The sequence below is a fragment of the Natronorubrum halophilum genome (assembly GCF_003670115.1).
Classification (GTDB): domain Archaea; phylum Halobacteriota; class Halobacteria; order Halobacteriales; family Natrialbaceae; genus Natronorubrum; species Natronorubrum halophilum.
The window spans coordinates 283,388-303,910 of the sequence record NZ_QQTY01000005.1 but is presented as its reverse complement, the minus strand read 5'-3'; the positions used below and the strand labels follow the sequence as shown (position 1 = coordinate 303,910).

The window sequence follows — 20,523 nt, the reverse complement described above, 5'->3', positions numbered from 1 at the left end:
AACACACCCGTTCACTCGGGGGCGAATCCGTGGACATAAGTCGCGGCTCCCGTACTCACTGATATCCGCTATGCAAACTATTCGCACACCTACACGTTTGAGGCGCGGACGGACGAGCGATCAATCGAGACCGACGGGAGCGGAGCCGGTAGCGGGTGAGCGACGTGGGCGGTAGGACGGAACCCAAAACCGAAACTACCGAATCCGATCTCACGTATCCCTCGTCGGGTTGGACGGGCTTTTTCAGGAATCACTTCGGGCCGTCGATGCTCTGGGCGCTGATCGGCATCGGCGGCAGTCACATCGTCATCGCGCCGACGATGGGTGCGACGTTCGGGCTGGTCGCCATCTGGATGTTCGGTCTCATCTACGCCGCGAAGTACGGCGCGTGGGAACTCGGCATCCGCTACAACTACGGGATGGGTGCGAACCCGATCGAGGCCTACCGCGACCTGCCGGGTCCGAAGAACTGGGCGCTCTGGCTGACGATCGCCGTCTTCACGGGCATGTACACGTTCATCACGGCCAGCGTCGGCATGAACTCCGCGGCGTTCGTCGCCGCGCTCACCCCCGAATGGTTCACCGCCCCGTGGGCGTACGTCGTCTTCGTCGGCGGCGCCGGCGCGCTCGTGCTGGTCTCCCGCTACAGCCTGCTCGAGAAGGCGCTCATCGGGTTCACCGTCGCCGTCGGGGCCCTGGTCCTGCTCGGCGTGCTCGTCGGCCCGCCGTCGCCGGAGCGGATCGCGGAGACGGCGTTCGCCGTGCCCGATCTCACCGGGCCGGCGTTCGTCGCGCTGTTCGCCGCCGCGGCCGGCTTCGCCCCGACCGGCCTCAGCACGAGCATCCTGATCGGCAGCTGGAGCATGGCCAAGGAGGAAGGCGCCGGTGAACTCCGGTCGAAGGGACTGGATCCGAACGACCCGGCCTACCACGACTACATCCGCGCGTGGATCAGGACCGGTCGGCGGGATTTCAACATCGGCTACGCGTTCAGCTTCGTCCTGATCGTCTCGATGGTGATCCTGGCGACGAACGTCCTCTACCCGAACCCGCCGACGGACGACAACCTCGCGTTCGCGATCGGCAGTATCCTGAGCGACTCCTTCGGCGAGTGGTCGTACTACGCCGTACTGATCGGCGCTTTCGCGGCGCTGTACTCGACGGTCATCACGCTACTGGACGGTGCGGCCCGGGCGACCGGCGACATCCTGCCGATGGCCCTCGAGGACGACAGCATCGATAGCGAACGCGTCCGAAAGCTCGTGGTCGTCGGTGTCGTCGGCGTCAGCAGCGCGATGGTGCTCGCGCTCGGCACCGTTCCGGTGACGCTGTTGCTCTACGTCGCCGCCGTACTCGCGGTCACGGAGATCTTCTTCTATCCGGCCAACTGGTACGTCGTCGAGAAACACCTGCCCGAGCCGTTCCGGCCGTCTCGAGCCTGGCACGCCTACTACGTCGTGAGCCTCGCGCTCGTCCTCGCCTTCGGGGCGATGGGCGCTACGCTCCGCCTCGGCGTCATCGGCTGACGTCGATTCCCGCTTCGACGGCCGTTCGTCTCCGTCGCGTTCGATCGAAACGCGTTCGATATTCGATATCTCCAAAGCGTTAGTGTCGCCGCCGACGACTCCTGGCATATGGACGGGAATCGTCGCTCGAGTCGGGATGGGGGTGAATCCTACTGTTCGAACTGTGGCACCGAACTCGAGCCATCGATGAACTACTGTCCGAACTGCGGGACCGCGAGCGGACGGTCCACCGCGCGGTCTCGAATCGGGAGCCCCGGAGGTGCGACGACCGCGGAATCGAGAGCGAGGGATGCGGACGGTGGCGCGACCGACCGCGACGTCCTCGAGTACCGAATCGTGACGGCCGCGCGAGACGGCTGGGGGCTCGAGCACGACTTCGGCGATCACGCGGTCATGGTGCGACGGACCGTCGGCAGTATGAACGAACACCTGGTGGTCGCCCTGATCACCATCTGGTTCACGGGCGGACTCGGCAACGTGCTGTACGGCGCGTATCGTTACTTCGGGGACGCAGAGCGAATCGTGTTGCAGGCCGACGGCGTCGAGCGAAGCGACGCGGACGGCGGTGAATCGATCGGGTCGGCGATTCTCTGGCGGGCGACCGCGGCGTTCTGCTGGCTCGTCGCGGCGGGTATCGCCGTCGCCGGCGTCTACGTCGGGCTCGCGGCCGCGAGTTACGTGTTGTTCGCCCTCGCGTTCGTCTTCGCCGCGATGGGTGTGAGCGTCCTCCCGTCGGTCAAACGTCGCGTTGAGAACCGCCACTCGGTGACGACCAACGGGCGGACGCATTCGGTGGACGAGCGAACCGTCAGCGCCTACGACAGGCCGTGTTCGGCGTGTACCGACCCCGTCGGTCACGGTCTCGAGCGAACGTATCGCGAGGAATTTTGCGTACTCGGCGTCCCGCTGACGGCGTCGGAGGGGCGAAACTACTACTGCAGGCAGTGTGCGAACGCCGACTCGCCGGCAGCCGAGGCCAGTAGTCGACGAACGGTCGAGGCGGCGCCCGACCGGGAGACCGGCCGATCGCCGGACTCCGCCGACGGTGACCGCGATCCCGAACCTGATCACGCCTGATACGGTCTGCTGTAACGATTTACCGGTGGAACCGCATGAAAGGTCCCGTCTGCACCGGAAATGACGTACAGCAGACCGTATGAAACGGGCCGCATCCCTCGGTATCAAACCGCCGCTGCGCGTAGTGCTCCCTCTCGCAGTCGGTGGGCGTGCGGGTCCGATGTTCGGCGTCGAATCCGACTGCACCGATCGATTCAGTACGTCCGTGTACGGATGCAGTGAACCCAACGATCGAGCAGAAGAGCCGTGATTCACAGCAGGGACCGTCCAATCACCGCTCACGATCGCTAACCGGTGACGGTTACTGGTACCGACTGTCATTACAATCTTATTATAATTGATGTGTGATAGCACATATGGGCTCCACCGATCCATACGGGCGGGCGATTCGAGACCACTACCTCGGCGAACGGGACGAACCGCTCATCGACAGAGACGGATCCGCGACTCGCGAACATCCCATCGAAGCGTTCTATTTCGAAGATGTGACCGGCGAAAGTGAAACGCAACGGTGGGTTGACGCCTGGCTCGACGGCCCGCTCCTCGATATGGGGGCGGGCGTCGGGACCGAGGCACTGTACTGGCAAGAACGACACGAAACGGTTGCCATCGAAATCAGCGACCACCTCGTTAAAACGATGCAAGACCGTGGTGTCGAGAACGCGTTGCGAGCGGATATGTTTGCCCTGCCTGATCGTTTCGATCGCAACCGATTCGCGTCGGTCCACGCGAAAGGAACCCAGGTCGGACTCGTCGGGTCGTTACAGGGGCTCAGACGTTTTCTCGGTGACCTCTCCCTCGTCACGAAATCAGCTGCCACCGCTGTTATCGACTTATACGATCCGGAACACGAGAGGGCGGTCGAGTTACTCGGATTCCGAGACGACCCGTCGCCGGGGCTCGCGTATCGTGTCTACCACTGCGAGTACGAGGGCGACGTGAGCGAGACGCTCTTGTTCCGTCTCGTTAGTCCGGACCGATTGCGGGAAGCAACGATCGGTACCGGGTGGGAGGTCGCCGAGATCAGCCGAAGCGATACCGGATACCACTACCGGGCAGCTTTGAGACGCGTTTAAATGACGTCCATCTCGCCCAGCCGTTCCGGCAGATAGGTGTCCGTCACGAAATCGAGCCCTCGAGCGGCGAGCGACTGCTGTTCGGACTTCTTCCCGATCTCGAGTTGCAACTCGATCTGTTCCTCCCAGTAGTCCGTCTGGAAGCGCGGGTCCTCGAGTTCGCTCTCGAGGGCGTTGATGTCCGAGTCGCTGAGCGGATCGGTCGGGAGGTCGTACTCGACGATATCGGCGGGTTGGATGCCGATATACTGGGCGGACGGCGTCGCGAGGTACTCCGACAGGTGCGCGGATTTGATCGAGCCGTAGGCGACCGAGCCGTAGATCCGATACGACCACGGGTCACCGTCGGCGAAGACCGTGACGGGGAGGTCGAGTTCGTCGTGGAGCCGCTTGGTCAGTCGCCGTGTCGCCCGCGCCGGCTGGCCCCCGAGGTGGACGATGAGGGCGTCGTACTCCTCGTCGAACCCGTTCTCGACCAGTCGGTCGCGCATCCCACCGGTCTCGACGCAGAGCACGAACTCGGCGTCGTTGTCCAGGAACTCGATGGTGTCCGGGTTGTTCGGAATCTGGTAGCCGCCCTGTCCCACGTCGAGTTGACAGTGGATGTCGCGGTCGCCGCGGTTGGTCTGTTCGCGGATGCGAAGCGGGCCCATCACCTTCGCGCCCGACTCCTCGGGTCGCATGTGGAAGTCCTCGCGGGTAACCCCCGACACGATCTCTAAGTCCTCGATCAGCCCGTTGGACTCGTCCTGGTCGTTGAACTGGGCTTCGTTGTTGTCCCAGCTTTCGGAGAGGTAGTAGAGTTCACGCAGGGTCGAGGAGCGATCCTGTTCGAGCTGGGTCGCCAAGAACTCGATCGTGTAGACCGCCTTCAGGAGTTTCCGGGCGCCGCGGACGGAGTTGGCCGATCGGGTCGACTTCCGGTCGCCGTACACCCAGACGTCGCTGTCCTCGTCGTACTCGATGTTGTTCTTCGTCCGCGTCGGCACGGACATGTGGGGAATCTCGCCCAGTTCGAACTGATCGTAGAACTGCGCCGCGAGATCGAGCAACTGTGCTTTCGCCTGCTGGTCGGTGTCTGCGCTCATTGTTTCACCGTAAGTTTCTCGGTTTCGACTCCTTTCACGTCCAGATCGAAGCTCGCGTCGTCGGGCACGACGTACTCGAGAGCGACGTCCTCGTCGCTCGAGACGTCGGCCTCCCACTTGATGAACCACTCGCCGTCCATCTCGACGACGGTGGCTCCGTCGGAGAGGTTCGTCGGTTCGGCGGTCACGATCTCGGTAATCTCGAGCGACTCGTTCGTACTCGAGTTGTTCTCGACGGTGAGCGAGACGTTCTGGCCGTTGCCGTTCGCCTCGACCGAGCGTTCGACGAGTACGTTGTTCATGATGCGCGCGATGGCGTCGTCGATATCGGGCTCCTCGCGGCCGGTCACTTCGGCGACCTTCTCGGCCATCTTGGGGAGGATCTTCCCGAGGACGTTCTGTTTCTTCCGCCGCTGTTGCATCGAGCGGCGCTTGTTCAGGTAGCTCTTGAGTTCGCGTGCGGCCTCCCGGATCGCGAGTTCGATCTCGTCTTCCATCTCGGGGACGTTCGCGACGGCGTCTTTGGACTCGCTCGTGAAGGGAACGTTCGTCGAGGCGACGTGGACCATGATCACGGCCGGGCCGTTGGGGAGGCCGGAGCCGCCGGGTTGGTCGAGGCCGTAGTTGCGCCAGCCGATGGATTTGACCACGTCTGTCGTCGCACACGCGCCGCGCTGGTAGACCAGCGGAACGCGGTTGGCAAACCGCATGACGTCGGCACTGCCTTCGGCCGGAAGCTCCCCGCCGTAGGCGATGCCGGCCTCGACGATGAACGGATCGCCGCCGTGGACTTCGGCGTCCCGCGTGGCGGAGGCGTAGAAGTCGGCGTCGAACTCCTTCTCGAGGCCGGCCGTGATCAGGTCCTCCGAGATGGGGGCGAGACACCGCGTCGGCGGGGCCATGATATCGGTCGCGCGCATCCCGTCGACGAGATTGCTGGTGGCGTCGCGGTCGCTGTTGAGTTCGCGGACCAGCGGCGGATCGTCGGGGACCGTCGCCATCACGTCCCAGACGGCCTCGGTGATGTTCTCGCGGGCCGTTTCGCCGAAGGTGACGTCGTCGTACTCCTCGGTGAGCGCCGCGGCTCGGTCGACGTGTTCCCGGAGCCGCTTGTGGGTGAGCCGGTGGCGGACGTTCTCCCCGTCCTCGTGTTCGTCCTCGAACTTGGCCGCGAGTCGCTCGGCGAAGGCGTGGATCACCTCGTCGTCCTTGCGAGTGCTCGTCGCGCCGTCGGCGAGTTCGTAGAGATCGGCGACGAGCCTCGAGTCGCCCGCTGCGTCGTCGTCTGATTCGGTTTCGTCGGGACCTGCGGCGTCGATGATCTCGAGCCAGACGGTCTCGACGGCGTTCTCTCGAACGGTGTCACCGAACGTCGTTCCCCGTTCGCTCTGGACGGTCTCGGCGGCCGAATCCACGATCTCGAGGAGTTCGTGGTGGGCGATTCGGTCGTGATCGTCGACCGCGTCGGCGATGGCGTCGGCGAAGGCCGCCGTCGCGTCAGCTCCTTTGTTTACGGTGGCGTCCGATACCGCCGTCCGAATGTCGAGATCTTCGTGCGCTTTCGGGGGTCTCCAGCGCATCTCGCGACCGTCGTGTCGGTCGCGAAACTCGTCGATAACCGATTCGGCGCTCTTTTTCCCCACGCGCGTAAATTCTTCCTGCAGGAATCCGGAGACCGTCTGCGAGTCCGTTACCGAGAGCATCTTCATCACGGTACCGAGTTCGACGCCGTGGGGGTGGGGCCGGATCTCTTCCGTCTCGTCGGGCAACTGATCCGTCGCCCGCTCGAATTTGAAGTGCTCCTGGGGTTCGTGTAACTCGAGTCGGGCGTGAGGGTTGACGACCGCCGTGTGCTTGATGTAGTCGTGAAGCTGTTGGCGTGCGCGCATGTTCCCCTCCATCTCGAGTTCGATGCGCGTCCCGTGCGGGCGGTCCCAGGAGGTGGTTTCCTCGACGCTGATCTCGGGTTCGTTGCTGTCGGTATCGACGATGAGTTCGAAGTACTCGGCCTCGCTCGCACCCTGGGTTCGACTGGTGATCTTGGCGGGTTTGCCGCTGGTCAGCTGCGAGTAGAGCACGGCGGCGGAGATCCCGATCCCCTGCTGGCCACGCGACTGTTCGCGGGCGTGAAACCGTGAGCCGTACAGGAGTTTTCCGAAGACCTTCGGCAGCGTTTCCTTCGTCAATCCGGGGCCGTTGTCCTCGACGATGAGCCGGTAGTAATCACCGGCCTCCTCGATTTCGACGTAGATATCCGGGAGAATGCCCGACTCTTCCGCGGCGTCTAAGGCGTTGTCAACAGCTTCCTTGACAGCCGTGACGAGGCCTCGAGCGCCGCTGTCGAAGCCAAGCATGTGCTTGTTCTTCTCGAAGAACTCGGCGATCGAGATCGCCTGCTGGCTTTCTGCCAGCTCCTCGGCGATTCCCACCTCGTCCTCGAGTGTCGACTGAAACGACGTCATTGTCCCTTCATACTAACGGCGGGGCTAAAAGGTGTGCGTTACCGGAGTGAAAGTGAATGGCGTACTCGATCCGCGCTCGAGCAGGGAGCACCGTAGCCGTCGGATCCGCTGCCAACTGGTGCATCAAGTGACGGTCTCGAGTGCGGTCCCTCGCCGTCCGGTCGATCCCGAATGCTGACCGCAACCGGTGTTCACTCCTCGATCGGCGGCCAGTACCAGGCGTCGGCACGCACTACCCCCAGGAGCTTCCGCCGGCGTTCCGTGAGACTCTCGAGTGCGTCGGCGAGTTCCTCGTCGTCAACGGTGGGAATCTCCTCCTCGCGAAGCCGCTCGAGTTCCGGTTCGGGCGGCACTTCGTCGGCCGGATCGATAAAGGCCGTTCCGAGCGTGTCGAGGTAGCTATCTACGCTCGAGCGGGCGTTCTCCACCAGCGCGGGGTTCGGCTGGGCGTCCGCGGAGACGCCGTGGCGAAACAGCGTCAGCGCCTCGTCGAGGATCGGGACGGCTATCGCCGAGGCCCGCGTTCCCCGTTCGCTGTGATAGTAGTGCAAAATCGGGTAGGCCTTGTGCTGGTCCGCGAGCAGCGATAGCTGCGTCGAGAGCGACTCGAGCGGCAGGTCGAGGCCGCGAAACTCCTCGTCGCCGTTCCAGCCCGCGCGGACGAACGCCTCGCTGCGTTCGCCCAGTCCGGTGACGTTGCTGGCGAACGAGCGTTTCTCGGAGACCGCACCGAGAACGGTGAGCACGTAGGAGACGCCGAGCGTGACGAAGGCCATCCCCGTCGCCGTCGTGAACGAACTGGCAATCTCCCAGGTCCCCGTCGTGGGGGAGTAGTCGCCGTTTCCGTTGGTGAACATCGTGTAGGCGACGTAGTAAAAGCGTCCCGCCCAATCGGCCGGTTCGCCGGTGTGGGGGCCGACGAGGGCAGGCTCGCCACTGGCGAAGATGAACGTCCACCCGAACCAGAGCAGCGCGATCCACATCGCGAGCGTGAGCGTGAGGATGAGCGGACCCGCGATGCTCAACGCGCGCGGATGATCGCCGCCCACCGCCCGGAGGCCGCGCCACGTCCAGGTCGTGAGCCGGGCCGAGAGCGGACCCGAACCACCGTCTACCCAGAGCGTCGTCCAGAGAATGTCGACGATCACGGCGGCGAGCACGACGAGACCGACGAGCAGATACAGCGCGTCCATTCAATCGCACCTATACGACGGAGGCCCGTCAACGACACCCCGGTCACTGACGCGCTTTTTTCAGTACCCGCGCGAAGAAGCCGTCTCGAGCGAGCGCGAGGAGGCCGTCGCGCGTTACACTGACACGCTTTTCGATCCGGCCGTGACCGGTTGCCTCAGAGATAGGCCTACGGGGCAGTGGATTTATGAGATTCACCGCTCACTAACGACCATGAGTACACGACCGGGTGCCACGGATGGATCCTTTTGGGGGGACGTCGACGACGATGTGGCACGCACTCGGTATCAGACGCTCGTCGAAACGATCGACGACGGAATTTTCCGGCTCGACGCCGACGGTCGCTTCGCCGCGATCAACGATGCACTCGTCGAAACGACGGGCTACACTCGCGAGGAACTCGTCGGCGAACCCGTCTCTTTTCTCTTCGGTACCGCTGTCGAACGGATCGAACGGAAACTCGATCGCCGCGGTTCGACGGCGGACAGCGAAACTGTGACCGCCGAACTCGCCGTTCGGAGCGCCACTGACGGATCGGTTTCCTGCGAACTTCGCCTCAACCCGCTCGGAGACGACGTCGAGGTACGCGGGTTCGTTGGCGTCGCTCGGACGCACTTCGACACGGGGTCGCGATCGAACCGTTCCGATTCGTCGGGGGAATCGTCCGCATCGAACACACCCGTACTCGACGAGGTCAACACCGGTCTCGTCGTGCTCGACGAGACGTTCGAAGTCGCCTGGATCGACGAGACTGGCGAGAAATTCCTCGGTCTCGAGCGTGACGAAATCGTTGGACGGGACAATCGGAGGGTGATCGAGAACACGCTCACGGATCGCTTCGCCGAGTCCGACTCGTTCGCCGAGACGGTCCTCGGAAGCTACGAGGACAACAGCTACGTCGACCGCCTCGAGTGTCGGGTTACCGCCGACGAATCCGAAGGCCGCGAGGAACGCTGGCTCGAGTATCAGAGCAAGCCTGATCGAGTCGGGAGCGTACGCGGGCGGGTCGAACTCTACTACGATATCACCGATCGAAAGCGCTCTGAAGGAGTCCTCCAGGAGAGCGAAGAACGGTTTCAATCGCTGGTCAACGCGGTCGAAGAGTACGCGATTTTCCGGCTCGATTCGGACGGACACGTCGCCAGTTGGAACGAAGGAGCGAGACAGATCAAGGGCTACGACCGCGAGGAGATCCTCGGCGAGCACATCTCCACGTTCTACACCGAGAGCGATCGAGCGGCGAACGTGCCCGAACGAAACCTCGAAAAGTCGATCGAGAACGGCTCTCTCGAGGACGAGGGGTGGCGCGTCAGAAACGACGGGACGAAGTTCTGGGCGAACGTCACGATTACCCCGGTGTGGGTCGACGACGGTACCCATCGTGGCTATCTGAAGGTCACTCGCGACATGACTGCCCGGCGGGAGCGCGAGCGAGAACTCGAGGGGGAACTCCAGCGTATTCTCAGTCGGATCTCTGATGCGTTCTACGCCGTCGACGACCAGTTCCGATTCACTCACGTCAACGACCGCGCCGAAGAGCTCTTACAGCACTCCGAGGAGGAACTGCTCGGCGAGAACCTCTGGGACGTGTTCCCCTCCGCCGCCGAAATCGACGAGGTCTGGGACGCCTTCCGGACGGCGGCGGAAACACAGGAGTCGACCAGCTACGAACTGTACTACGACACGCTCGGCTTCTGGGTCGAGGCGAACTGCTACCCCTCCGAAACCGGTATTTCGGTGTACTTCCGTGACGTTACCGAACGCCGGAAGCGTCAGCAGGCCCTCGAGGAGTCCGAGCAGCGCTATCGCACCCTCGCGGAGTACTTCCCGAACGGTCTCGTCACGCTCTTCGATTACGACCTTGAGTACACGCTGGCGGCGGGCCAGGGGTTCGACCGCATTCCCGTCGATCCCAGCGATCTCGAGGGACGGAACGTCGTCGACGTCTGGCCGTCGGAAATCGCCACCGACCTCGAGACCGCGTTTCTGGCTGCACTGGCGGGTGAGGATCGATCGGTCGAAATCACGTACGCCGGACGGGAGTGGGTGATCCACGCGGTTCCGATCACCGACGAGCGAGGCGACGTCCTCGCCGGGATGACGATGGCCCAGGACATCACCGAACAGAAAGAACGGGAGCGGTACTTAGAAGACGCGAAAGCACAGCTCGAGGCGGCGACGGAGGCCGGGGCAGTCGGAACGTGGGAGTGGCACATCCCAGCGGATCAGTTCGTGGCCGGGCGGTCGTTCGCCACGACGTTCGGCGTCGATCCCGACGCGGCCCGAGAGGGTGTTCCGCTCGAGCGCATCACGTCCTCGATTCACGAGGCCGACCGCGAGCGGGTGATGCGACGAATCGAGGCCGCCATCGAATCGGGCGGGGAGTACGAGGAGGAGTACCGCGTCTGGAACGCCGACGGCGAACTCCGATGGGTCGTTGCCCGTGGCCACATCGAATGTGACGAGGACGGTACGCCGCTCACGTTCCCCGGCGCGTTGACGGACATTACGGAGCGAAAGCGAGCCGAACTGGAACTGCAGCGGAACAAAGAACAGCTCCAGTCCCTCTTCGAGATCCTCCCCGTGGGGGTCGTCGTCGCGGATCAGGACGGTGGCCTCGTCGAGGCCAACACGGCTGCCGAAGACATCTGGGGCGGCGACGTGTTCGACGCCGACTCGATCGAGGACTACGACGAGTTCCCCGTCAGGTGGGCCGACACGGGCGAACCGGGCCAGAGCGACGAGTGGACGCTCGCCAAGGTACTGGCGGGCGAGGAACTAACCGACCCCAGAACCTTAGAGATCGACGCCGTAGACGGCGAGAAGCGAACCCTCAGCGTCAAGGGAATGCCGATCAGGAACGAGCGCGGCGACGTGACTCGCGGCGTGGTGACGATGTCCGACATCACCGAACGCACGGAGTACCAGCGCAGACTCGAGCAGACAATTTCGAAACTCGAGGAGTCGAACGAACGCTTAGAGCAGTTCGCCTACGCCGCCAGCCACGACCTCCAGGAGCCCCTCCGGATGGTCTCGAGCTATCTCCAGTTGATCGAACGCCGCTACGCCGACGAACTCGATGCGGACGGCGAGGAGTTCCTCGCGTACGCTGTCAACGGTGCCGACCGGATGCGGAGGATGATCGAGGGTTTGCTCGAGTACTCCAGGGTCGAGACGCGCGGGGACCCGCTCGAGCCGGTGGAACTCGAGGCCGTTCTCGAAGACGTCCTCGAGGATCTTCAACTCCAGATCGAGGACCACGGGGTCGAGATCACGGTCGAGGAATTGCCCCGCGTCGAGGGTGATCCGAGCCAGTTGCGACAGGTCCTCCAGAACCTCCTGACGAACGCGATCACGTACAGCGGGGACGAGACGCCCCGTATCCGCGTCGACGCCGAGCGGCGCGGACAGAGGTGGGTGGTGTCAGTCCACGATGAGGGAATCGGTATCGATCCCGCGGATCAAGAGCGCGTGTTCGACGTCTTCCAGCGCCTCCACAGCCGCGAGGAACATCCCGGCACCGGGATCGGACTCGCGCTCTGTCAGCGGATCGTCGAACGCCACGACGGCGACATCTGGGTCGATTCCGAACCGGGTGCGGGAGCGACGTTCTCGTTTACCCTGTCGGCGGCCGAGCGCCGATGAGGCGCGTCCGTCCGACGGTACGCTCTTCGTCTCCGTTTTTGGAACGTGCGATGTCTCCTTTTGGCTTACCCGCAGGTAAGAACCCTCGAGGTCGCCGATCTGCCAGAGCCAGCGATGAGTACCCGCGTGCGACCCGCCAACCTTCTCGCGGAGCCGACCGATCCCGACCGGACCGATAAATGAATAATGACGATAACAAATCTCGAGGCGACGCTGGGAACGCCGCAGCGATTCGACCGCGAGGAGATTTCCCTCGAGACCACCCCCTCTCGAGCGGACCAAAAGCGTCTTCCTTTCGACGGAACTACTGAACATATCAACGGATTCATGAGTACCGAGCCAACGAACCCCGAAACTGTCGACACGGTCGAGAGCGACGCTGTCGCCGAAACCGGAGCGGCGAGCGCCCGCTCCGGGGACGAACGGGGCGTCCCCGCACTCGCCGTCGACGGGCTTTCGAAGACCTTCGGGGACGGAGAAGACGCCGTGACGGCCGTCGAGGACGTCTCCTTTACCGTCGAATCCGGCGAGGTGATCGGGATACTCGGTCCCAACGGTGCCGGAAAGACGACGACGATCAAATCGATCCTCGGCTTGATACTCCCCGATTCGGGATCGGTTCGGATCCAGGGGATCGACGTCTACGGTCGACCGCGGGAGGCCTATCAACACGTCGACGCCATGTTAGAGGGAGCGCGCAACGACTACTGGCGGCTCACCGTCAGGGAGAACCTCCGATACTTCGCGGCGATCAGGGGCCAGAACCCCGACGCACTCGCCGACCGCCACGACGAACTGTTGGAACGCTTCGACCTCGCGGACAGGGCCGATACCCCGGTTCGGGAGCTCTCCCGGGGAATGAAACAGAAAGTCTCGCTGGCGAGCGTTCTCTCCGGGAGCGTCTCCGTCGCGTTCCTCGACGAGCCGACGCTCGGTCTCGACGTCGAGAGTTCGCTCAAACTCCGGCGCGAACTCGTCACGCTGGCCGAAGAACGCGGTCTGACGCTGCTGGTGTCCAGTCACGACATGGACGTCATCGAGGCGGTCTGCGACCGCGTGATCATCATGAACGAGGGCCGGATCATCGCCAACGACACCGTCGAGAGCCTGCTTGCGGGCTTCGAGACGCAGGGGTATCGGCTCACCGTCCGCGGAGCCGACGACGCGATCCTCGCCGACCTCCGCGACCGGTTCGACGTGACCGCGCTCGAGCGACTGGACGACCGAACGCGCTTCGAGGTGGCGGCCGACTCCGCGACGTTCTACCGCCTGACCGACGCCATGGAACGCCACGGGCTCGAGCTCGCGGCCGTCGACACCGTCCAGCCCGACCTCGAGGAAGCGTTCGTCGAGATGACCGGGGAGGGGAGTCACCGATGATATCGATCGGCCGCAGTCGCGGTGAGGATGGAGGGGCACGATGACGGCCGCCCCGCAACCGCTCCGGACGGGCGGCTACTATCACCTCCTGCGGGCCGTTATCTACCGCGATCTGCTGATATGGATCCGGTATCCCGTCAACGCGGGGCTCGTGTTGTTCATGAACCTGCTCTTTTTCGTGATGCTGTTCTACGGCGGGACCCTGCTCGCGGGGGAGGCGATCGGCGACTCCATCGAAGGGCTGATCGTCGGCTACTTCCTGTGGACGCTGTCGACCGGCGCGTACTCGGGGATCACCAACGACGTTCGGTCCGAGGCCAGCTGGGGTACCCTCGAGCGCCACTACATCACGCCCTTCGGCTTCGGACCGGTCGTCCTCACCAAGGCGGTCGCGATCGTCTTCCGGACGTTTCTCACGTCCTCGGCCGTCCTCGTGGTGATGTTGCTGCTGACCGGAACGCGACTCGAGTTGCACCTCCTGACCGTCGTCCCCGTGGCGATGCTGGCGATCACCTCCGCGCTGGGCCTCGGTCTCGCCATGGGTGGATTGAGCGTGCTGTACAAGCGGATCGACAGCGTCGTCAACCTCCTCGGGTTCGCGTTCGTCGGCCTGATTTCGGCTCCCGCCTTCGATCTGTGGTGGACGGCCGCACTGCCGCTGGTGCAGGGGAGCGCCCTGCTCCAGCTAACGATGACCGAGGGCGTTCGACTCTGGGAGTTCGACCCCGTCGCGTTCGCCGTCCTCGTCGCGACGGCGGTCGGCTACCTGGGACTCGGCTACGCCGTGTTCGGTCTCACGACGAAGCGCGCCCGCACGTTGGGCGTCCTCGGCGATTATTAAACGGCGTCTGGGGGTCCGTTCCGAGTCGCCCGTCGTTTCGCTTTGCGGAGCCCGACCGTAGTCACCGATCGACGCTCACCGTTCACAAACCCTTATATATAGGTGTCCCTTACCTGAGGTGAAGGTCACGAACGACCTGAGGAACCAATGCAAGGTCAATCCCAACAGCAGGCCTACGACCGGGGGATCACGATCTTCTCCCCGGACGGACGCCTCTATCAAGTCGAATACGCTCGCGAAGCCGTCAAACGCGGCACCCCGAGCGTCGGTATCCGCACCCAGGAGGGCGTCGTCCTCGCGGCCAACCGGCAGGTCAATTCGTCGCTCATGGAACGCTCGAGCGTCGAAAAGATCCACAAGGCCGACGATCACATCGGTATCGCGAGCGCCGGTCACGTGGCCGACGCGCGCCAACTCGTCGACCTCGCTCGGCGGCGCGCCCAGGGCGAACAGCTCCGGTACGGCGAAACGATCGGCGTCGAAACGCTGACGCGGTCCGTCACCGATCACATTCAGGAGTACACCCAGACCGGCGGGGCGCGCCCGTTCGGCGTCGCCTTGCTCGTCGGCGGTATCGACGGCGACGGCGAGCCGCGCCTGTTCGAGACCGATCCGTCGGGAACCGACTACGAGTGGCAGGCGGCTGCCATCGGCAGCAATCGCAACGAGATTCAAGACTACCTCGAGGAGCACTATCGGCCCGACCTCGACCTCGACGCGGGACTCGAACTCGCGCTGAACGCGCTCGCGGCGGCCGAAGACGACCCCGTCGACGCTGCCGACGTCGACGTCGCGACGATCGGCACCGACGACGAGACGTTCCGCTCGGTCTCGACCGACTACCTCGAGACGATCCTCGCCGAAATCGACGGGGGTGAACTCGATGAGTGAGTGGAACGCCGGCTCGAACGTCGCGGCCGACGGCTCGCCGTCGCCCTACGAGCCCGAACTCGGCTCGCTGCCACGCGCTGGCGAGGACGAGGAGAACGTAAACTCCACGGGGACGACGACCGTCGGGATTACGACCGATGAGGGCGTCGTCATCGCGACGGACATGCGCGCCAGCCTCGGCGGCCGGTTCGTCTCGAACAAGAACGTCCAGAAGGTGGAACAGATCCACCCCACGGCGGCGCTCACGCTCGTCGGCAGCGTCGGCGGGGCGCAGTCGTTCATCCGATCGCTGCGATCCGAAGTCAACCTCTACGAGGCCCGCCGCGGCGAGCAGATGAGCGTTCCGGCGCTGGCGACGCTCGCGGGAAACTTCGCCCGCGGCGGCCCGTTTCAGGCGATCAATCCCATCCTCGGCGGCGTGGACGAGGCGGGCAGTCACGTCTACAGCATCGACCCCGCCGGCGGCGTGATGGCCGACGACTACACGGTTACCGGCAGCGGGATGCAACTCGCCTACGGACTCCTCGAGAACGAGTACGCGGACGAGCTCTCGCTTTCGGACGCGCGGTCGGTGGCGGCTCGCGCCATCAAGAGCGCCGTCGAGCGCGATACCGGCTCCGGAAACGGCGTCTTCCTCGCGGAGATCACCGGCGACGGCGTCGACATTCAGGGCCACAACTCGTTCGACGCGGTCGTCTAAGAGGTCAGGGGTCCCGTCGCCTCGCTTTTGTAGAGGCGACCATTCTTTTTTGTGCTGCTCGCGCGCGAGCGCGTACACGTGAGTTTTATTAGGGCCCGACCACTACCCGAAAGCAGGTTTTACATGTCCCAGGAAAGCGAGTACGGCGCCGGGCAGATTCAGGTCCTCGAGGGCCTGGAGGCTGTGCGAAAGCGACCGGCGATGTACATCGGCTCTACCGATTCTCGAGGACTCCACCATCTCGTCTACGAAGTGGTGGACAACTCGATCGACGAGGCACTGGCCGGTCACTGCGACGACATCACCGTCTCGATCAACGACGACGGTTCGGTGACCGTCGCGGACGATGGCCGAGGTATCCCCGTCGATACACACGATGAATACGACCGTCCGGCGCTCGAGGTCATCCTGACGGTCCTCCACGCCGGCGGGAAGTTCGACAACAAGTCCTATCAGGTCTCCGGCGGCCTCCACGGCGTCGGCGTGAGCGTGGTCAACGCGCTCTCCGAGCGCCTCGAGGCCGAGGTCAAACGCAATGGTGGCGTCTTCCGCCACGCGTTCGAGGAGGGCGAACCCGTCGGCGATATGGAGCGGGTTCGCGATATGGAGTCCGGGGAGGAGACCGGCACGCAGGTTCAGTTCTGGCCCGACACCGGAATCTTCGAGGCCGACGAGTTCTCGTTCTCGACGCTCTCGAATCGGCTCCGCGAACTCGCCTTCCTCAACTCCGGCGTCCGCATCACCCTGCGCGACGAACGCGAAGAGAACGCCGAGGACGGCGAATTCGTCGAGGAGACCTACGAGTACGAGGGCGGTATCCGCGAGTTCGTCGAGTACCTCAACGAGACGCGCTCCGCGATGCACGAGGAGGTCATCTACTTCGAGGACGAAGACCAGAACATCCAGGTCGAAGTCGCGATGCAGGCCACCGAGGAGCTGCAGGGCTCGATTCACGCCTTCGCGAACAACATCAACACTCGGGAGGGCGGCACGCACCTGACCGGGTTCAAGACCGCGCTCACGCGAACGGTCAACGACTACGCACAGAGCAACGACCTGCTCTCGGATCTCGAGGAGAACCTCACGGGCGAAGACATCCGCGAGGGGCTCACCGCGGTGATCTCGATCAAACACCCGGACCCACAGTTCGAGGGCCAGACGAAGACGAAACTCGGCAACTCGGAGGTCCGCGGTATCGTCGAGAGCGCGATGCACGCGGGGCTTGGCACCTACTTCGAGGAACACCCCGACACCGCACAGGCCATCGTCATGAAAGCCGTCGAGGCGGCGAAGGCGCGGAAAGCGGCCCGGAAGGCGGAAGAGCTGACTCGGCGCAAGTCGGCGCTCGATTCGACCTCCCTGCCCGGGAAGCTGGCGGACTGCCAGACCAAGGATCCCGACGAGGCCGAACTGTTCATCGCGGAGGGTGACTCCGCGGGCGGCAGCGCGAAGCAGGCCCGGAATCCCGAGTTCCAGGCCGTCTTGCCGATCAAGGGGAAGATTCTGAACGTCGAGAAACACCGCCTCGACCGGATTTTGGAGAACGACGAGATCCGGAACATGATCACCGCGATCGGCGCGGGGATCGGCGACGAGTTCGACGTCGAGGACGTCCGCTACAAGAAGATCATCATGGCGACGGACGCCGACGTCGACGGGGCCCACATCCGGACCCTTCTGTTGACGTTCTTCTACCGGCACATGCGGCCGCTGCTCGAGGGCGGCTACGTCTACGCGACCCAGCCGCCGCTGTACCGCATCCGGTACCGGGGCGAGACCTACGACGCGATGACCGACGCCGAACGCGACGAGATCGTCGAGGAGAAGTGCGACGGGAACCCGACGCAGGTCCAGCGGTTCAAGGGCTTAGGCGAGATGAACCCCGAACAGCTCTGGGAGACGACGATGAACCCAGACAACCGTATCCTCAAACAGATCACGATCGAGGACGCGGCCGCGGCGGACAAGATGTTCTCCGTGCTGATGGGCGACGCCGTCGAACCGCGAAAGCAGTTTATCAAGGACAACGCTCCCGAGGCCGAATGGATCGACATTTGAGCGCTGGAGACGAGGTGAGGTAACTACATGAGTTCAGACGTACCCGATCCGACTGACGTACAGGCACGGACGGTCGAAAACGTCCGCATCGAAGACGAGATGGAGCAGAGCTACATCGACTACGCGATGAGCGTCATCGCGGGTCGGGCGCTCCCACGCGTCGAGGACGGCCTGAAGCCGGTCCACCGGCGCATTCTGTACGCGATGCACGAAATGGGCGTCTCGAGCGGCTCGAGTCACCGAAAGTCCTCCTCGATCGTCGGGGAGACGATGGGTGACTACCACCCCCACGGTGACAGTCCGATCTACGACACGCTCGTGCGGATGGCCCAGGACTTCTCGATGCGCTATCCCCTCGTGGACGGGCAGGGGAACTTCGGTTCGATGGACGGCGACCCCGCCGCAGCGCCCCGATACACTGAGGCGCGAATGGCGGCCATCTCCGAGGAGTTGCTCGAGGACATCGACAAGGACACGGTCGACTTTTCGGCGAACTACGACGATCGCCTGCAGGAGCCGGACGTGTTGCCGGCGGCGTTCCCGAACCTCCTCGTGAATGGCTCCTCGGGGATCGCGGTCGGGATGTCGACGAACATCCCGCCGCACAACTTGGGCGAGGTGATCGACGCGACGATCGAACTCATCGACAACCCCGACGCGACGGTCGAAGAGCTGATGGAGCACGTCAAGGGGCCGGACTTCCCCACCGGTGCGAACATCGTCGGCCGCGACGCCATCTACTCGGCGTACAAGACCGGCCGCGGACGCATCCGCGTCCGCGCCGAGTTCGAGGTCGAGGAGTGGAAGAACGGCCGCGAGCGAATCGTGGTCTCGGAGCTCCCCTACCAGTCCAACAAGGCCCGAATGGTCGAACGAATCGCCGACGACGTCCACGAGGGTAAAATCGAGGACATCTCGGATCTGCGCGACGAGTCCGACCGAAACGGCGTCCGCATCGTCATCGAACTCAAACGCGGCGCGAACGCCGACGTCGTCAAGAACAAACTGCTCGAGAACCATCTCGAGAAAACCTTCGGCGTCATCAACCTCGCGCTGGTCGACGGCCAGCCGCGGGTGCTCTCCCTGCGAGAGACCCTAGAGGAGTACGTCGCCCACCGACGGAACGTCGTTCGGCGGCGCAGCGAGTACGACCTCAAAGAAGCCGAGGACCGCGCGCACATCCTCGAAGGCCGGCTGACGGCCGTCGAGAACGCCGACGACGTCGTCGAACTGATCCGCAACAGCGAGGATCGTTCGGCCGCGAAGGAGGCGCTGCGGGAGGCCTACGACTTCTCCCAGGACCAGGCGGAACACATCGTCCGGATGCAACTCGGCAGCCTCACGTCGATAGAGACGGCCGAGATCGAAACCGAGTACGAGGAGGTTCAGGCCGAAATCGAACGGCTGACGGCGATCCTCGAGAGCGAGCAGGAACTGCTCGGCGTCATCAAGGACGAACTCCGCGAGATCAAAGCCGAGTACTCGGACGACCGTCGAACCTCGATCGTCGAGGACCAGGGGACGGTCACCCACGAGGATCTCATCCCGGAGGAAGAAGTCTTCGTCGTCATGACCGAAGACGACTACGTCAAGCGGATGCCGATCGAGAACTTCGACCCCCAGGGTCGAGGCGGCAAGGGGATCATCGGTGCGGACGTCAAGGACGATGACCGCGTGACGACGGTGTTCCGGGCGAACACCCACGATTACCTGCTGTGCTTCACTAACCAGGGGAGGGTCTACCAGCTGAAGACCTACGAAATCCCGGAGATGGGCCGAACCGCCCGGGGGAAGTCGGCGGTCAACATCCTCGATCTCGATACCGACGAGGATATCACGGCGATCGTCGACACCGACGCCTTCGGCGACGAGGAGTACGTGACGATGACGACCCGTCACGGATACGTCAAGCGAACGGCCGGCGAGCAGTTCGACAACATCCGTTCGACCGGGATCATCGCGGCCGACCTCGAGGAGGGCGACGAACTCGTCGACGTCGAAGTCACCGACGGCTCGCAGGATCTGGTCATCGCGACGGAAGGCGGGATGACGATCCGATTCGACGAGAGCGAGGTTCGCGCGATGGGGCGAAACGCCCGCGGCGTCAACGGTATCAAACTCGCCGACGACGACGCCGTTGCCGGCCTGGTCGCGACCGACGAGGACGACGGGCGGGCGCTGTTGACCGTAACCCGAAACGGGTACGGCAAGCGGACCCGCCTCTCGGAGTACCGCACCCAGTCGCGCTACGGCAAGGGACTGATCGACATCAAAACGGGCGAGCGAAACGGACCCGTAACGGCCGTCAAGGCCGTCGCCGACGACGATCAGCTCGTCGTGATGAGCGAACGCGGGCAGATCGTCCGCACCCGCGTCGACGAAATTTCGACGGTCGGGCGCAACACCATGGGCGTGATCGTGATGGCCGTCGAAGACGGCGACGCGGTCGCGAGCGTCGACGAGATTCCGGCGGCTACGACGGTCGATACCGACGAGAGCTGAGTATCACGGCGCGGTTCTTTTCCGTTTAGACGGCTTTTCGACGCCTCTAGAGGCGGGGGAGCGCTCGGCGGAAGAGAAACGGCGTG

The 20,523-nt window shown here is 63.9% G+C and carries 13 protein-coding genes; 10 read left to right on the top strand and 3 right to left on the bottom strand.

The genetic code is table 11. The annotated features are described in order from the left end of the window. Window positions 1-164: 164 nt before the first annotated feature. The 3 genes from DWB23_RS20365 to DWB23_RS20355 all read left to right on the top strand — a co-directional run bounded on the left by DWB23_RS20365 (window position 165) and on the right by DWB23_RS20355 (window position 3,679). Window positions 165-1,526, top strand: coding sequence for an Nramp family divalent metal transporter (locus tag DWB23_RS20365; protein ID WP_121744776.1), 1,362 nt, complete (start codon window positions 165-167; stop codon window positions 1,524-1,526). A 108-nt stretch (window positions 1,527-1,634) separates the two neighbouring features. After that, a complete protein-coding gene (locus tag DWB23_RS20360) occupies window positions 1,635-2,603 on the top strand; it encodes a zinc ribbon domain-containing protein (protein ID WP_121744617.1) in 969 nt (322 codons plus the stop codon). A gap of 356 nt (window positions 2,604-2,959) precedes the next feature. Further along, window positions 2,960-3,679, top strand: a complete 720-nt coding sequence (locus tag DWB23_RS20355; protein WP_121744616.1) for a class I SAM-dependent methyltransferase — start codon at window positions 2,960-2,962, stop codon at window positions 3,677-3,679. Here DWB23_RS20355 and DWB23_RS20350 read toward each other — a convergent pair. From DWB23_RS20350 to DWB23_RS20340, 3 genes are all read right to left on the bottom strand, one after another. Continuing rightward, the gene (locus DWB23_RS20350; protein WP_121744615.1) at window positions 3,676-4,767 is read right to left on the bottom strand and encodes a DNA topoisomerase IV subunit A; all 1,092 of its coding nucleotides are present in this window, start codon (window positions 4,765-4,767) and stop codon (window positions 3,676-3,678) included. The two genes, DWB23_RS20355 and DWB23_RS20350, sit on opposite strands and share 4 nt — an antisense overlap. Continuing rightward, on the bottom strand, window positions 4,764-7,229 hold the full coding sequence (locus DWB23_RS20345; RefSeq protein ID WP_121744614.1) for a DNA topoisomerase VI subunit B: 2,466 nt from the start codon (window positions 7,227-7,229) through the stop codon (window positions 4,764-4,766). Before DWB23_RS20345 ends, DWB23_RS20350 begins: the two co-directional genes overlap by 4 nt. Before the next feature lie 191 nt (window positions 7,230-7,420). Further along, a complete protein-coding gene (locus tag DWB23_RS20340; protein ID WP_121744613.1) occupies window positions 7,421-8,422 on the bottom strand; it encodes a potassium channel family protein in 1,002 nt (333 codons plus the stop codon). Between the two features lie 211 nt (window positions 8,423-8,633). Between DWB23_RS20340 and DWB23_RS20335 the strand changes: the two genes are divergently transcribed. The 7 genes from DWB23_RS20335 to gyrA all read left to right on the top strand — a co-directional run bounded on the left by DWB23_RS20335 (window position 8,634) and on the right by gyrA (window position 20,437). Continuing rightward, the gene (locus DWB23_RS20335) at window positions 8,634-12,065 is read left to right on the top strand and encodes a PAS domain S-box protein (protein ID WP_121744612.1); all 3,432 of its coding nucleotides are present in this window, start codon (window positions 8,634-8,636) and stop codon (window positions 12,063-12,065) included. A gap of 327 nt (window positions 12,066-12,392) precedes the next feature. Then, window positions 12,393-13,445 (top strand): ABC transporter ATP-binding protein, encoded by a 1,053-nt coding sequence (locus DWB23_RS20330; protein ID WP_121744775.1) that lies wholly within the window; start codon window positions 12,393-12,395, stop codon window positions 13,443-13,445. Between the two features lie 40 nt (window positions 13,446-13,485). After that, complete coding sequence (locus DWB23_RS20325) at window positions 13,486-14,286, top strand: ABC transporter permease (protein WP_121744611.1); 801 nt, start codon at window positions 13,486-13,488, stop codon at window positions 14,284-14,286. Window positions 14,287-14,433: 147 nt separating this feature from the next. Further along, on the top strand, window positions 14,434-15,177 hold the full coding sequence (psmA, locus tag DWB23_RS20320; protein WP_121744610.1) for an archaeal proteasome endopeptidase complex subunit alpha: 744 nt from the start codon (window positions 14,434-14,436) through the stop codon (window positions 15,175-15,177). Next, on the top strand, window positions 15,170-15,877 hold the full coding sequence (gene psmB / locus DWB23_RS20315; protein ID WP_121744609.1) for an archaeal proteasome endopeptidase complex subunit beta: 708 nt from the start codon (window positions 15,170-15,172) through the stop codon (window positions 15,875-15,877). Before psmA ends, psmB begins: the two co-directional genes overlap by 8 nt. Before the next feature lie 123 nt (window positions 15,878-16,000). Then, window positions 16,001-17,935: a DNA topoisomerase (ATP-hydrolyzing) subunit B gene (gene gyrB / locus DWB23_RS20310; RefSeq protein WP_121744608.1), complete on the top strand. Its 1,935-nt coding sequence runs from the start codon at window positions 16,001-16,003 to the stop codon at window positions 17,933-17,935. 27 nt (window positions 17,936-17,962) lie between these two features. Beyond that, window positions 17,963-20,437, top strand: coding sequence for a DNA gyrase subunit A (gene gyrA / locus DWB23_RS20305; protein ID WP_121744607.1), 2,475 nt, complete (start codon window positions 17,963-17,965; stop codon window positions 20,435-20,437). Window positions 20,438-20,523: the final 86 nt, after the last annotated feature.

Bases quoted from the DNA above. Each gene is read 5' to 3' on its own strand.
- gyrA (WP_121744607.1), top strand. From the start codon at position 17,963: ATGAGTTCAGACGTACCCGATCCGACTGACGTACAGGCACGGACGGTC.
- DWB23_RS20330 (WP_121744775.1), top strand. From the start codon at position 12,393: ATGAGTACCGAGCCAACGAACCCCGAAACTGTCGACACGGTCGAGAGC.
- DWB23_RS20350 (WP_121744615.1), bottom strand. From the start codon at position 4,767: ATGAGCGCAGACACCGACCAGCAGGCGAAAGCACAGTTGCTCGATCTC.
- DWB23_RS20360 (WP_121744617.1), top strand. From the start codon at position 1,635: ATGGACGGGAATCGTCGCTCGAGTCGGGATGGGGGTGAATCCTACTGT.
- gyrB (WP_121744608.1), top strand. From the start codon at position 16,001: ATGTCCCAGGAAAGCGAGTACGGCGCCGGGCAGATTCAGGTCCTCGAG.
- DWB23_RS20335 (WP_121744612.1), top strand. From the start codon at position 8,634: ATGAGTACACGACCGGGTGCCACGGATGGATCCTTTTGGGGGGACGTC.
- psmA (WP_121744610.1), top strand. From the start codon at position 14,434: ATGCAAGGTCAATCCCAACAGCAGGCCTACGACCGGGGGATCACGATC.
- DWB23_RS20355 (WP_121744616.1), top strand. From the start codon at position 2,960: ATGGGCTCCACCGATCCATACGGGCGGGCGATTCGAGACCACTACCTC.
- DWB23_RS20340 (WP_121744613.1), bottom strand. From the start codon at position 8,422: ATGGACGCGCTGTATCTGCTCGTCGGTCTCGTCGTGCTCGCCGCCGTG.
- psmB (WP_121744609.1), top strand. From the start codon at position 15,170: ATGAGTGAGTGGAACGCCGGCTCGAACGTCGCGGCCGACGGCTCGCCG.
- DWB23_RS20325 (WP_121744611.1), top strand. From the start codon at position 13,486: ATGACGGCCGCCCCGCAACCGCTCCGGACGGGCGGCTACTATCACCTC.
- DWB23_RS20345 (WP_121744614.1), bottom strand. From the start codon at position 7,229: ATGACGTCGTTTCAGTCGACACTCGAGGACGAGGTGGGAATCGCCGAG.